We start from the raw sequence: 13,574 nt of genomic DNA, 5'->3' as shown, positions 1-13,574 counted from the left end.
GAGCTTCTTCAGGGCAGCATGCCATTAAACTATGGCGGTGATCCCGCGGCTGGCCAGGTAGCGGTCATCGTTGGCTTTACTTCTGAGGATGATCGCCGGGGACTCGCCGGAGTCGATGACGGCGAAGAAGCGGTCCGCGAAGGTCAGGTCCGGCGTCTGGTCGTCGTCAAGGATAAGTGCCGTATTGCGTGGTTGGGGTTCGGCCACGCTTCCCGCTTTGACTTCGGCGATGATGCTCGCGAAACGGGCGCCGGTGGGTTTGACGTGGTTGTCCACGGTGAGGAGGCCGAGGTCGTATTCGAGTTCGACGAAGCCGGTGAGCTCTCTGTTGATGTCGTGAGAACACCACCAGGTGATGCCCCATAGATTTTCGACGCTAAGCGCGGATCGGGTTGCTTTGTCGACGTATGTTTCGCGTTCTTGAGGTGTCATCCAGTCGTTTGCGACGCCGTATTCCTGAAGCCAGACGGGCCGGGTGGGGTCGTCCTGGAATGCTTTGGCGAGTTCGAGCATGAATTCGGCCAGATGGAGTGTGCCGGTACCGAGCGGGCCGTACTGCTCGAGTGCACCGGTGAAGTAGCTCCAGGCGTGGATGGGCGTGAGCCCACCGGTGTTGGCCAGCGTGGGCCGACCAAAGGGAACGTCGGCTGCCAGCCACGGTGCGTGATCCATGCCAACGGAATGCAATTTTCCAGGGGCAAGCTGCTGGCAATGGTCCAGGAGGGTCCGGACCCAGGCGTCCCCTTGCGGCTGGGTTGTGACATTTTTTGTTGAAGTGGCCAGGACGCAGGGTTCGTTGGCGACGTCGAAGCCCAGGAAACGCGGGTGGGTACCTACCCGCTTCGCCAGCGAACCGAGGAGCGACAGCTGAGCGGTTATGGCTGCCTCGTCGGTGAAGATGTTGACGTTGTCGGGCAGCCATGAGGGGCGGAAATCGAATCCGCTGAGCCAGCCATTGAAAACTGTCACGATGACGTCCATGCCGTTGGCCTCTGCCAGATCCAGAAGGCGGACAAGGCGATCAAGCATGGTGTTGCTCACCATCCCCGGGTTCGGTTGCAGTAGCGGCCAAAGGCAGTGCACGCGTACGTGGTCGCATCCGAGCTGGGCTATGGCCTGGAAATCGTCCTGGAAATCTTGGTCGTTCCAGTCATTCCACGAGTACCACCAGCCTTTGCTGGGCACGTAGTTGACCCCGAAACGGGTTGCCTGCGTCATGTCGATCTCTTTCGCGGTGTCTAGGTTCCCGGAGTGGGATTAGGAAGTGCCCGGTCCGGCGGTGGGGCTACCTGCCGGACCGGGCAGCGGCGCCGGTAAGGTCAGGACCCGTAGCCGTTTGCCCTGTAGGCGCCTCGGTCGATTCCACGTCCTGGCGGACGCGTCTTGCCCGTGAAATCGTCTTTTGGAGCCAGGTTCTTGGTGCCGCTGCCGATCGCGGGGGAGCCGTCTTGCAGCCTGAAGTCTGCGTCGGCTGGGGTTAGGGCCGGGGTAACGAACAGGGGGTCCGCAATGAGGTCGTTGGGACCAACGACCTCCGGGGCCCGGCCGTTGAAGTAGATGTTGTGGTCGTAGAGGACGTTGATGTTTTTGTAGGCGGAGTTGGTGGATTTACCGGTCCGGACGTAGGAGATGTTGTTCAGGACGTTGCAGTCCTCGCTGACCCAGGCGCCGATGTTTCCGTAGTCCAGGGCCGGGCTCGCAGAATTGAAATAGCCGGTGTTGTTGATGATGTCCACGCCGTTGGCTTTGTAGGCGTGGATGCCCGAGCCGCCGTTGTTGAACACGATGTTGTTCGCCACCAATGTCCGGCCTTTGTACCGGGTGCCGCCGGCTTCGGTGCCCAGGGTGGAGTCGACGATGATGCCGTTGCCGTCGGAGATCTTTCCCTGCTGCCGCCACGGAATGAAGGACTGGTTGTCATAGACGAGGTTGTTGGTGAAGATGTGTTTGTACCCGGTGCTGGAGTCGAAGTTTGACGGGACCAGGGTGGAGATGCCGCTGTTGGCGAAGATCGAATACCAGGCGTTGGAGTGCACCGTGTTCCCGTGCACGGTGAGGTAGTCCGCCTTTGTTGCTGCGATGCCGCCGCCTGGCCAGTGGTGCACGAGGTTGTTGCGCACCGTGATGTGGTGGGAACCGGCTCCGCCGGCGTTCCCGGCGGCCGGTTGGATGGCGATGCCGTTCGCGTTGTAGGTGGGGGTGGCTTTGAGGCGCAGTTCGTAGGCGTCTTCATATTTCAGTCCGGCGCTGAGTCCGCTCAGGGTCAGGTTTTCGATGGTGATGTAGCTGGCGCTGGTGATCCTGATCCCGGTCCAGGAGTTCCGGGTCACCGTGATCACCGGGGCGTGTTGGGGGAACGCGGTGTAGGTGATCGGTTGCCCGGCCGTGCCCGAGCGGGTGATGATCAGTGTGCCTTGGTTCCCCGGGGCACCGTCGTCGATGTAGGTGCCATTCATGATCAGGACAGTATCCCCGGGCTCGGTCACGTTCGAGGCTGCCTGCAAAGTGTTGAACGCCCGCTCCGGGGAGCTGCCGTCATGGTCAGGGCCTGTACCGGCGTCAGCACGGACGTAGATCTTACGTCCAGCGGAGGCCATGGCCGCTTTGGTCAGCAGCGCACCTTCCTCAATGGTGAAGCCCACCGCTCCCACGGCTGCACCAATGCCCATCAACCGCAAAACATCCCTCCGTCCGGGACTCATCTTCGTTGACGTGTCGTTCGAGATCTTTTCCATGCGTAGTCCTTTCGGGCAGCCACAAGTGACTGCACTTATTCATTGATTCAAGGAGCAGTTCGGAATGTTTGGTTGGTTGGAAGGGGTTACTTGCCGGATTTCGCCGGCGTTTCCTTGAGGAGCCGCGTCAAGGGAAGCAGAACCTTTGTATGGTCCGGCAGACCGAGTTCTACGGTGCCGTCAGCCTGGGCATAGGCATGCCAGTTCTGAATCTGTGAGTCGTGGTCCATGATGATGATGTACACAGCGCGGTGACGGGTTCCGGCGGTGGCTGTGGGGAAAGAATGCACGTGGCCGCTGCCCTCTTTGCCCTGCCCGGGGGCGTTGGGGTGCGGATCGTAAACATCATGAAGGGCCGTGAGCTGCGTTTCCACAGGAGCGGCGGAGGCGACGCCGTCGGTTTCGCTGCTGAGCTGGAAGAATTTGACTGCAGAGTCTCCACGGCGGAAGACCAAGCGCGTATCTGTGGCTCGGTTGGTCCGCAGTTTGTTGTCCCGGTTGTTGAGTACGAACTGGGAATTAACCACCATCGGTTGTGAGGTCTCAATGTCGTCAACGATTATCACCACGTGAGGCAACCACGTGATCCACGTGCGTTGAGCGCGGGTTATCGGTTTGCCGTAGGCGTCAGCCACGTCAGCGCCGAACACCGAAGCCGGGCCGGGGAAGACGTTCTCCACAGTTTCCGGCGCACGGCGAACGCCCAGGGCATCAATACCGAGGCTCTGTTTCTGGTGCATGGTTTGTCCGGATGCCGGGTCCGAGAAGGACCAGGTGCTGTGGGCGCTACTATCTTTGGCGTCCTGATAGGCGCGCAGCCGGTAGCAGCAGTGACCGGGATCAGTGAAGAACACTTCGCCGCCATGACCGGCGATAAAGCTGCCCTGATCGCGCTGGCGGTGTGACGCCGTCGGCAATTTGTCGTGGCCGTTGCGGACCGCAACGACAGTTCGGGTGTCCGTCCAGTTGTCCCGCGCAATCACCGTTCCTTCTGCGAAGCCCTGAACCTCAGGCAGGCCTGCTGCCACCGGCGATACGGCATCCGCCGCATCCGCCAGATGAGACAAGCTGATCCAGCTGATCTGATTGAAGAACCCGAACGAGGCAAGATCGGTAGGAGCCAACTCAAGATCGGCGTAACCCTGTTCGAACAGCCAACGGGCCAGGCCAGCTGCTTGCGGGTCCTCAAGATGGTGTGCCATGCAGAGTAGCGAGTCTGCCGGAGGCCGGCCGGTCATGGCCGAGTCACCGAAGTTGAGCAAGGTCAGGTGCTTGCCTTCACCCCAAAGGCCTTCCTGGGTGGGGAACATGACCGAATGGGCCACCCAAGGCAGGCTGCGGGCTGCTGGAACCAGTAGCCCCGGATCGGTTCCTGGAAGCCCGGCTGCGCTCATCAACTCGTAAAGGTGGGTCAGATGGAGAGTCGCGTAGCCCCAATATTGCAGGGATTCCGGGTAGCTGTCCCTTTGGTACAAGGTTGCAGTCTTCTTGAAGCGATCCGGAAGCGTCGCGATGTCCTGGTCCGAACCGACGGCGAGGGCCATGGCTGCGTAGCCATCCAGCAGCACCATGTACCAGTTGTTCAGTTCCCGGCCGGGTTCAGCCCCGCGGACCGGAAGCCGATCCTGCGCTTCGAGCCAGCGTCGGCTGGGTTCCAAGCCCTTGGTGATCACAGCCTCTTCAATGGTTTGACGCTCAGCCGGGCTGAAGATTTCCGGGCAGAGCTCCAAAGCGATGGCAACAGCCAGCCCTATGTGTGCGGTCTCGAGGTAGGCAATGGTGGGGCGTGTTTTGGCCCGGAAGGACGGACCCACCCATTCATCGGGGCTCAGGGCGCAGATTCGCAGCACTTCGCCCCGAAGCCAACCTTCAAGAACGGGATCGGGCCGGTACGCGTGGGCAAAAGCCACGTCACTGATCCGTTCCCAGCAGACATGCCACCATTCGGCCAGCTCGCCCGGGTCAGTCACGGTGTCCTGGGTTGACCACTTGGTGGCCCGGGCAAGGAGAACATTCACCATCCGGGCGGCGCGGGGGTCGGAAGCGCACGAAGCGGCGATCTTTTCCACATCGAGTCGACTGGTAAGGCGGGCGTTAGGCGCGGGATCGATATCAAATGACATTCTGCCAAGGTCCTATACAGGTTGATGGGGTAGCTGGCCGGTGCCGGCGGGTACAGATCGGGCGGCTGGAGCCGCCCACTTGCTAGGCGGTTTTTTGTTCGGCGTACGCTTTGGCGAGCTCTTCCCGGATCTTCTTTCCACTTCCCGTGTTATAGACCTCGATTGCCGAGTCCCACGCGGAGATGTCCGAGCGTCCCGTGACAATCGCGTTGCTGACGTCCGAAAGCTTGCGCAGGATGTCAGACTCTTCGCGCTCCATGGTTTCGGAGTCCAAGCCGAGCGCGGGATTCGCGGTTCCGTTGGAAACGATCTTTTCGTAAACCTCGAAGGCACGTTTGGTGGCTTCAGGCTTATTGGGGACCTGGATGAATTCCTGGGCTTTGGCGATGTAGGAAACAGGGGTGGTGTTCGCGTTTTCGCTGGACGCCAGTTTGGTCATTTCCAGGCCATCAGGGGTGCGCTTGAAGTGCTGGCCTTCAACGCCCTTCTGGACCAGTTCCCATTCCACGGTGCCGTACGGGGCGGCCAGGTAGTCACAGAGGCGCAGCAGCATCTTGATGCGCTCCGGATCGGCCTTCTTGAACACGGTGTAACCGAAGATTCCCGATCCAAGCCAGCTCGTCATCTCCGTACCGAAAGGAACACCGACGTCGGTCCGGAAGTTGCCGCCAACCCGGTCAAAGAAGGTTCCGTTGGCGTAGTTCATGAAGTTGCCCGGCACTGCCGCGACGTTCTTCGCGTAGTACTGATTCATCATGTCGTTCTGAGACGCTGTATTGGAGCTGGGGTGGTACAGCCCTTCCTTGTACAGATCGCGTGCCAACTCAAGGCCAGCTCTGAACTCCGGTGTTTGACGGGTAGCTGTGAAGGCTCCGTTCTCTTCCTTCCACAGGTTCGGTGCTCCGAGGGGACCAGCCAATGTGTCAAGTGAGAAGTCCCAGCCGGCAAAGGCGCCCAGGCCATAGGTGGGACCCTTGGTGACATCACGCAGCGACTTGGTGAACTGCTCTTTGGTCCACGGCTCAGGAGCGCCGGCTGCGTCGAACAGGTCCCGGTTGACGTGCAGAACCCCTCCAGTCCTTGCACGCGGGTTGGGGATACCGTAGATGCCGCCGTCAATGCGTCCCATGGCTTCCCAGGCATAACGGGGGAGAGCTGCCAAGTTGGGGTACTCCAGGATGTTATCGCCGCTGAGGTACTCGGTGAGGTCCTGACACTTGGCCTGTACGAACTGCTTGGCCCGCGGCATGGGCGGTGAAGCGGGAATCAACATGGTGTCCGGCAGGTCGTTGGACGCCGTGATGGTGGAAAGTTTCTGCGTGTACTCGGAGGCCGGGACGATGTTGAGCTGAATGTCGGTGTTTGTAGCTTTGTTGATGGCAGCCCAGCGGATGTTCTGGGGAGCAGGGTTGGGTGGTGGACTGTAGCTAAGGATCAGCGATGAAACTTTGCTGCCGTCACCAACTGTTTTTGTCACCGACTGGGCCAAGTCCGTTGGGTATTTGAAGAAACCATCAATGCCGTTGGGGCCCAGGGTGCTGGGAAGATCAGGTTTAGGTCCAACTGCCTTGGCGAATGTAGGCCATGGGGCCATGGTGGAACCGCTGGCTGTTGACCCGCCACCGGTGGAACAGCTAACCAAGGCAGGGCCGAAGGCTGCACCCAAGGCGCCGGCGCCGAGGAACTGCAGAACGTTTCTGCGGGAAGGCTGATTCATCGTAATCTCCTTTGATGTGATTCATCCGAGTACGTGGAGAGAGGAAGTAAAGCTCTCAACGCGAGGTTGTCAGTGACGTGGAATGTGGGGTCAGGACTTGATGGCGCCGGTCAGGACGCCCTGGGTGAAGTGGCGCTGCACGAACGGGAAGACGCACAGGATGGGGATCATGGCCAGGACCACGACGGCCATTTGTATGGATGTGGGGGAGCTCAGCATTGCCTCGGCGCTGGACACGTTGCCGGCCAAGGGTGAGCCTTCCAGCACGTACTGGCGCAACACCACTTGGAGCGGCCATCGGGTTGAGTCATTGAGGTACAGGATGGCGCTGAAGAACGAGTTCCAGTACCCGACGGCGTAGAAGAGTCCCACCACAGCGATGGCTGCCTTGGACAAAGGGAGGGCGACGTTCCACAGCGTACGGAGTTCACCTGCGCCGTCGATGCGGGCAGCCTCGTACAGTTCCTCCGGGATGCCCTGGAAGAAGCCGCGCAACACAATAAGGTTGAAGGCATTGACCAGGACGGGAAGGATCAGCGAAGCGTAGTTATCGATCAGTCCGAGGCTTTGGACTACCAGATACGTCGGGATGAGGCCTGGCGTAAACAGGAAGGTCAGGAGCACCATCAGCAGGATCGGTTTTCCGGCGAAAAGGTGGGGGCGGGCCAGGGCGTAGCCCATACCGATCGTGGCGATCAAGGACAACGCTGTTCCTATAACAGTGATCCCCAAGCTGACCATGGTGGCCCGGGAGACGACACCGCCGGACAGGATTGTTGTATAGGCTTCGAAGCTGATGGACTGCGGCCAGACTACCCAGCCGCCGCTGGAGATCACTTCTTCCTTGCTGGCAAGGCTGGTGGAGACCACCACCAGGAAGGGAAAGATGATCAGCGCCGCGATGATCAGCAGCGAGACTCCCTTGAGCGCCACGATTGCCGGATGCGGTTTTTTCATCCACGCTGGTCGCTCGGTTTTTGCAAGGATCGTCCGGTTCAGCAAGGCTTTCATCGGTACAGCCCCTGTTCTCCTAGTTTGTGGGCGGCCTTGTTAGCCAGGTAAACGAGCACTGCGGCGATGATGCCCTTCAGCAGTCCTACCGCCGTGGCATAGCCCCAGTTGCCGTCAATGACGCCGGAGAAGTACACGAAGGTGTCCAAAACTTCGGCAGCTTCGGGGCCAACGGCGTTGCGTTGGAGGAAGATCTGCTCGAATCCGACCGTGAGGATGTCACCGAGTTTCAGGATGAAGAGCAGGACGATGATGGGGCGCATGGACGGGAGGGTGACGTGCCATAGTCTTCGCCACCAGCCTGCGCCGTCTATAGCGGCAGCTTCATACAGTTGCTCATCTACGCGGTACAGGGCCGCCAGGAAGATGATCATGCCCCATCCGCAGTCTTTCCAGATCAACTGTGCGACCATCAGGGGCTGGAAGGCCGAGGGGTTGCCGATGACGTCGATGGTTGAAAGACCCGCGTCGGACAGCCATCCGTTGACAACACCAACAGGTCCGAGAACCTGCTGGAAGAGCGCAACAACGATCACCCAGGAAATGAAGTGCGGAAGGTAGACAATGCTCTGAACAATTTTCCGGGCCCAGTCGAACTGAACGCTGTGCAGGAAGATCGCCAGTGCGATTGGTGCCGGGAAGAAGAAGATCAGTTGCAGCGCCGAGATCTGCAGGGTGTTCCTGACTGCCTGCCAGACCGCAGGGTCGCCGAAGAACGCCTGGAAGTTCTCCAGGCCCACCCAATCGGAGCCTTCAATTCCAAGGAACGGGACGTAGTCCTGGAACGCGATGACGTATCCACCCAGTGCCCAGTACTGGAAGATCAGGAAGAACAGCAGGCCGGGAGTGAGCAGCAGGAACAGCGTCAGGTCCCGCCGCAGCCTCTTCCGAACAGACATCTTTGGCTGGTGGGTGGACTTCTTTGACTGCCTGGGGCGCCTTGGTTTGTCCGTCTCTGTGGCTTTAAGCTCTTCTTCGGCCGTGGTTGAGGCCGTTCGCTGCAGGCTCATGATGTCATCGCCGGAAGGTATGTGGTGCTTTGTGGGGTGGCTCGCAGCTGAAGGTGTTCAACGCCCACAACGGGCGCAATGGACAAAGCCAGGATCAGTGCGGAGAAGCTGTGGTGTTCATCGCGGTGAGGCACGGGCAGCTGGACGTAGGCCTCGACCGTTCCCTTGCTTTCCCCGGTGCCGGGACACAGGGTGCCGGGACAGCTGTTCTCAGTGGAATAGTCCTGGTTGATGCACCATTCGCTGAGACCTGTGAGGCCGCGAACTACGGCGTCAGCCCATGTCGTTTCAGTGAGAACTCCTTGTTCGATGCCCACGCCGAAGCTGTAGAGGATGAGTCCGGATCCTGAGGCCTCTTCCCATGCGGACTCCATGGGGATTTCTTGACGCCATAAACCGCGGGGGGTCTGGTGGGGGAGGAGGGCGGTGCACAGGGCAACAAACCGACTCTCCACTTCAGAGCGGCGGGGAGCATCGACGGGAAGCCCGCGGAGCAGTTCCGCCAAGGCGAAGATACCCCACCCGTTGCCCCGCCCCCAGTGGTCCTGGGAAAGCACACCGGGTGCAATGAAACTGCGGCATTGATGCAGCAGGCCGTTGTCCTGGTTGAGGAAAGCGTCGTACATCTTCACGGACTGAGTGACGGCCTCGTCAACGTACCGGGGTTCATCAAGTGTCAGGCCTGCGTACAGCAGGAAAGGCGAGGAGGCCATGGCGGCGTCGATCCAGATTGAATCATCCGTACCGGGGAGCTTGATAATCCCTTCAGCGTTGCGCGGCGCCGTCATGAGTTCTTCTGCGAAGTCGCGCAGGAGCAGCGCACGGTCCTGTGTCCGACCGATGGAGCTCAAGAAAGCCTGGGCAATTCCGCCGATGCTGTAGCTGGGGAAGTTGTAGTGAGGATGGGACACTTCGTCAGGGAATCGCCGGACGATGTCTTCGACCCTGTTCAACAGTTGCTCGTCGGAGGCTGTCACTGCCGCGCGGGCAAGGCCATAGATGGCCAGCACGCCGTAGTAGGCCTTGATTTCCTCAAGGTCGTTGTAGTGGTTGTACAGTCCGACAGCAATCTCGTGAGGTGTTTTGGGCGCCGGGGTGGACGCGGGATGCCACCCGGCCACGAGTTTAGAAGTAGCCACCACGTTCCACCACCTCCCGCGGAGCTACGCCGTCCGTGATCATCTTCTTAAGGCTGATTTCGTCGAACTGGATCTGTTCTGCTTCAACCAGCGTTTCTTCAGCGATTGCGCGGGGCACAATGATCACGCCATCGATGTCGCCCACGGTGATGTCGCCCGGCTGGATGGTGACTTGTCCGATGCGGACGGGAACCTGCCAGGCTGACATTCGGAAGCGGCCGAGCATGCCATTCGACGTGCGGTACCGGCAGAAAACCGGGAAGTCCAGTTCCAGAATCTTGTCGGTGTCACGCACTCCGCCGTCGACGATTGCGCCGCGGCAGCCCTGCCTTTGCGCGGCCATGGTCATGACCTCGCCCCACTGAGCGGACTCGTCGTCGTTTGACGTGTCCCACACACAAACAGCGTCCTGGGGGATGGCTTCGAGCATTGCAGCGCGTTCTTCCATCTCGTTGGCCAACTGAAGGTTCTTCGAACCCTTGATGGTGAAAGCAATGCCCGCCACCCGCATGTTCGGCTGAAGGGCCTCAACAGTAGGTGGGAGCACCTGCTGGATCAGGCCCTTGCTGCGAAGCACGTCATTGATCGCTGCAGTAGGGATGACCTGAAAACGATCACACAGTTCACGGTCGGACAATGCTTTGTCGCCGGCCTGCTGAGTGGAACTCATGCGATCCGAACCTGCCCGTTCCGTGACGTGTGCTGGGTCGGCGCCCAAGGTGTGCGGGGACATGGGTGTCCGCCTTTCGTCGTTGATTGCGGTAGTCGAATGTGGATTCACTCGCCCGATGGGGGCGTGCTCCTTGGGTTTCAACTCTAGGAAGGCGGGAGGGCTTTTCCCATTCCTTCCGCGCCGTAAATTTGCACTATTCGACGACGCTCCGGCTTCTGCGGGCAGCATGCTACTGTACAGGCCACACACTCGCATGAGGTGTGGAACAACCCATGGAGACGAGCGTATGGAAGAGCTTCCGGAAGGTCCCGTAAGTGGCATCGCCATGTCCTATGACTGCGCTGTTACCGGCGTGGACTACGTCATCAATCGAACACCTAATCCGTCATGGGGGATCAAGGACTTCGTCAACTCCCGCTCGCATATCCTGGCCTATTGTGTTTCCGGCAAGGCCTACTATCGGGTGAACGGCACCTCGCACCGGGTGGTGTCCGGAACCTTGATCTTTCTGACTAAGGGGTTGCCCCACACGGGCCGCAGTGATCACGATGACCCCTGGCACTTTGTATCCGCGGCTTTTCAGTTGGCGGCCTTGGACGAGGAGTCGGCCAATCTACTGAAGGACCTTCCGCCCATTACGCATAATGTGCCGGCAGAAGTTGGAAATTTGTTCTATCAGATGAGGGTGGCCTGGGAAGCAAAGCAGCCCGGCCACCAGCTTCAGATCCGCGGCCTGCTATCCCTTGTTCTCTCCCGTGCCGTTGAAGAGCACACGCGGCCGGCGCTTTCGGCGCCGCATGCACGTCGTGTCGCAGCGATCACCGGACATTTGCTGGAGAACTATGCCACCGTCTATTCAGTCGAGGAACTGGCTCAGATGAGCGGCCTGAGCCCTTCGCATTTTCGAGTGGTTTTCAAGAAAGTGACGGGCATGACGGCCACCAATTACCAACAGCACATAAGGATCACCAAGGCCACTGAGTTCCTTAGCAGTGGCGAGCACAACGTCACGGAAACCGCCCGGCTGTTGGGTTTCCGGGATGTCTACTATTTCAGCCGCCTGTACAAGCGCGTGACAGGAATTAACCCCTCGCGATTGGCAAAGGGCTGATCAACGGCTTATTGCCAAGGATGCTTCTAAACCCTGTCCAACGGACTATATTTTGCACATTCCGCTGACGTCTCTGGCCCTGGTGGCAAGAGTGTCACAAGCTGGGAAGCGACGACGTCGCCCATTACCGGGCGAAAGCCTCAGCTCGAAGGGGGTGGGGACTTGCACTCTTCCCGGCGGCTCGTCCTAAAACTCCCGCATCCCCAAGGACACAACGTCATGTCAAAACCCGCTGCACCCGACTACCGCATGATTTCTGAAGAGCATTTGCGGCAGTTGCCTGGCCACCCGCGAATCTTGGTTGATGCGGCGCGTTTTGCCAGCCTCAAGCCTCAGGATGACGACGTCTCCCGGAAGATCAAAGCGTTGATCGGGCAGATAGCCGAGGAGGTCCTCGGCGCTGGTCCGGTGGATTATGAATCCGTTCCGATCCTTTTGTATCCCGTGCGTGAAGTTCAGGGCCGTATCCTTGCGTTGGCCATGGCTTACCGTCTCAGTGACGATGCGCGTTACCTGGATCGGGCCCGGGATGAGCTCCGCGGGTTGGCCGCTTTGAAGAACTGGGGGACTGGCCACTTCCTGAGTGTTGGTGAAGCTGCGCTGGCCGCGGGCATCGGCCTGGATTGGCTTTACGACGAGATCCCGGAGGAGGAAAGGGACTACATAGCCACTGCGATCAGGACAAAAGCCCTTGAACCTTCGCTGAACGCGGAGGAGGGCATTAATGGTTGGGTTGATGGAGACTATAACTGGAATCAGGTCTGCAACGCCGGACTGAGTGTGGGCGCCTTGGCTGTCGCGGAACGTGATCCTGGTCTGGCCGAAAGGATTGTCAACAGGGCTGTCAGGAATGTCCCGATCGCTGGAAAGGTCTATGCCCCGGATGGGTCTTATCCCGAAGGTGTGAGTTACTGGGCCTACGGGACCTCGTTCCATGTCATTCTGATCGAGGCCCTGCGCTCTGCAGGGGGAGGCAGTTGGGGCTTGGAAAAACTGCCTGGTTTTCTTGAATCCGCCGACTTCAAGCTTCAAATGACCGGACCGACGGGTCTGGAATTCACTTACGCCGATTACAACGTTGAGAACCAGAATGAGCCCATCATGCTGTGGTTTGCCGGCGAACTGGGTCGCTTGGATCTGGCGGTCGACGAGCTGGCGGAGATTCAACGTCTGTCCCAGCCATCAGAGGACGAGATAGCACTCCGCCCCAACCGACTCCTGCCATGTGAACTTCTTTGGTGGAATCCGGAACTGAGCGCAAAAAATGAAATGCGTTCACATCATTGGACAGCAGGTGGAGTTTTGCCAGTAGCGGTGATGCGATCAAGTTGGACCGATCCACGGGCCACTTTCGTTGCAATCAAAGGCGGTTCCCCTCAACATTCGCATGCTCATATGGACGTGGGAGGCTTCGTTCTGGAGGCTGACGGGGTCCGCTGGGCAGTGGATCCGGGTACGGAGAGCTACGACCGGATGCGTGCTGCCGGGATCGCCCTTTGGGACTATTCGCAAGGCAGTACCCGCTGGGATACTTTCCGCGCAGGCCCTGAAGGGCACAATATCTTGCGGTTCAATGGTGCGGCCCAGGATGTTTCCGGCAAAGGTGAAATTACTGTGTTGGCCACTCGGCCAGGAGTACCGGCCAACGTGGTAGACCTGACGTCCCTTTACAGCGGGCAGGTCACACGGGTTGAACGGACGGTATTGCTGGATACTGACAACACAGTTCTTATCAGCGATGAGTGGACAACTGGATCCCAACCGGTTCAGGCAGCCTGGCAATGGCTCACCGGGGCCGAAGTAAGCCGGACACCCCAAGGACTGCTGCTCCTTCAAGACGGACAGTCGCTGGCGCTGATGGTGGAACCCTCGGCGGAAACGACCATTGCGGTGGAGGACGTCTCCGGAGCGCGTGAGCTCCAGGATTCGCCCAATCCAGGACTGCGTCGTATCGTCATCCGCTTGTCAACGCCGGCCGGCTCAAGCGCCAAGCTTCGGGTTCGGGCTATTCCTGGCAGTGCGGCACAGCGAACCAGCTGAGGGGTTTCGGCGCCC

The 13,574-nt window shown here is 59.6% G+C and carries 10 protein-coding genes; 2 read left to right on the top strand and 8 right to left on the bottom strand.

What is annotated here, in order from left to right; translation table 11 throughout:
• Window positions 1–24 precede the first annotated feature (24 nt).
• From CGK93_RS22010 to CGK93_RS21975, 8 genes are all read right to left on the bottom strand, one after another.
• On the bottom strand, window positions 25–1,218 hold the full coding sequence (locus CGK93_RS22010) for a glycoside hydrolase 5 family protein (RefSeq protein ID WP_089596698.1): 1,194 nt from the start codon (window positions 1,216–1,218) through the stop codon (window positions 25–27).
• A gap of 101 nt (window positions 1,219–1,319) precedes the next feature.
• Window positions 1,320–2,735, bottom strand: a complete 1,416-nt coding sequence (locus tag CGK93_RS22005; protein WP_089596696.1) for a right-handed parallel beta-helix repeat-containing protein — start codon at window positions 2,733–2,735, stop codon at window positions 1,320–1,322.
• 86 nt (window positions 2,736–2,821) lie between these two features.
• The gene (locus CGK93_RS22000) at window positions 2,822–4,858 is read right to left on the bottom strand and encodes a heparinase II/III domain-containing protein (protein ID WP_089596695.1); all 2,037 of its coding nucleotides are present in this window, start codon (window positions 4,856–4,858) and stop codon (window positions 2,822–2,824) included.
• Between the two features lie 82 nt (window positions 4,859–4,940).
• Window positions 4,941–6,575: an extracellular solute-binding protein gene (locus CGK93_RS21995; RefSeq protein ID WP_089596693.1), complete on the bottom strand. Its 1,635-nt coding sequence runs from the start codon at window positions 6,573–6,575 to the stop codon at window positions 4,941–4,943.
• A gap of 90 nt (window positions 6,576–6,665) precedes the next feature.
• On the bottom strand, window positions 6,666–7,532 hold the full coding sequence (locus CGK93_RS21990) for a carbohydrate ABC transporter permease (protein WP_089597708.1): 867 nt from the start codon (window positions 7,530–7,532) through the stop codon (window positions 6,666–6,668).
• A 50-nt stretch (window positions 7,533–7,582) separates the two neighbouring features.
• Window positions 7,583–8,596 (bottom strand): ABC transporter permease, encoded by a 1,014-nt coding sequence (locus tag CGK93_RS21985; RefSeq protein ID WP_232481453.1) that lies wholly within the window; start codon window positions 8,594–8,596, stop codon window positions 7,583–7,585.
• A complete protein-coding gene (locus CGK93_RS21980; protein WP_089596689.1) occupies window positions 8,593–9,738 on the bottom strand; it encodes a glycoside hydrolase family 88 protein in 1,146 nt (381 codons plus the stop codon). The genes CGK93_RS21985 and CGK93_RS21980 overlap by 4 nt, the downstream gene beginning before the upstream one ends.
• The gene (locus CGK93_RS21975) at window positions 9,722–10,468 is read right to left on the bottom strand and encodes an RraA family protein (protein WP_198318291.1); all 747 of its coding nucleotides are present in this window, start codon (window positions 10,466–10,468) and stop codon (window positions 9,722–9,724) included. Before CGK93_RS21975 ends, CGK93_RS21980 begins: the two co-directional genes overlap by 17 nt.
• A 226-nt stretch (window positions 10,469–10,694) precedes the next feature.
• On the opposite strand from CGK93_RS21975, the gene CGK93_RS21970 reads away from it, so the two are divergent.
• A complete protein-coding gene (locus tag CGK93_RS21970) occupies window positions 10,695–11,519 on the top strand; it encodes an AraC family transcriptional regulator (protein ID WP_198318290.1) in 825 nt (274 codons plus the stop codon).
• Between the two features lie 219 nt (window positions 11,520–11,738).
• On the top strand, window positions 11,739–13,559 hold the full coding sequence (locus CGK93_RS21965) for a heparinase II/III domain-containing protein (protein WP_089596683.1): 1,821 nt from the start codon (window positions 11,739–11,741) through the stop codon (window positions 13,557–13,559).
• Window positions 13,560–13,574 lie beyond the last annotated feature (15 nt).

Source organism: Arthrobacter sp. YN (genome assembly GCF_002224285.1).
In the GTDB taxonomy this organism is placed as follows: domain Bacteria; phylum Actinomycetota; class Actinomycetes; order Actinomycetales; family Micrococcaceae; genus Arthrobacter.
The sequence above is the reverse complement of the archived record's forward strand: the minus strand, read 5'-3'. Positions and strand labels throughout refer to the sequence as shown.

What these genes read in the sequence shown, in the direction of transcription:
- CGK93_RS22010 (WP_089596698.1), bottom strand. Translation starts at nt 1,218, where the DNA reads ATGACGCAGGCAACCCGTTTCGGGGTCAACTACGTGCCCAGCAAAGGC.
- CGK93_RS22005 (WP_089596696.1), bottom strand. Translation starts at nt 2,735, where the DNA reads ATGGAAAAGATCTCGAACGACACGTCAACGAAGATGAGTCCCGGACGG.
- CGK93_RS22000 (WP_089596695.1), bottom strand. Translation starts at nt 4,858, where the DNA reads ATGTCATTTGATATCGATCCCGCGCCTAACGCCCGCCTTACCAGTCGA.
- CGK93_RS21995 (WP_089596693.1), bottom strand. Translation starts at nt 6,575, where the DNA reads ATGAATCAGCCTTCCCGCAGAAACGTTCTGCAGTTCCTCGGCGCCGGC.
- CGK93_RS21990 (WP_089597708.1), bottom strand. Translation starts at nt 7,532, where the DNA reads ATGAAAAAACCGCATCCGGCAATCGTGGCGCTCAAGGGAGTCTCGCTG.
- CGK93_RS21985 (WP_232481453.1), bottom strand. Translation starts at nt 8,596, where the DNA reads ATGAGCCTGCAGCGAACGGCCTCAACCACGGCCGAAGAAGAGCTTAAA.
- CGK93_RS21975 (WP_198318291.1), bottom strand. Translation starts at nt 10,468, where the DNA reads ATGTCCCCGCACACCTTGGGCGCCGACCCAGCACACGTCACGGAACGG.
- CGK93_RS21970 (WP_198318290.1), top strand. Translation starts at nt 10,695, where the DNA reads ATGGAAGAGCTTCCGGAAGGTCCCGTAAGTGGCATCGCCATGTCCTAT.
- CGK93_RS21965 (WP_089596683.1), top strand. Translation starts at nt 11,739, where the DNA reads ATGTCAAAACCCGCTGCACCCGACTACCGCATGATTTCTGAAGAGCAT.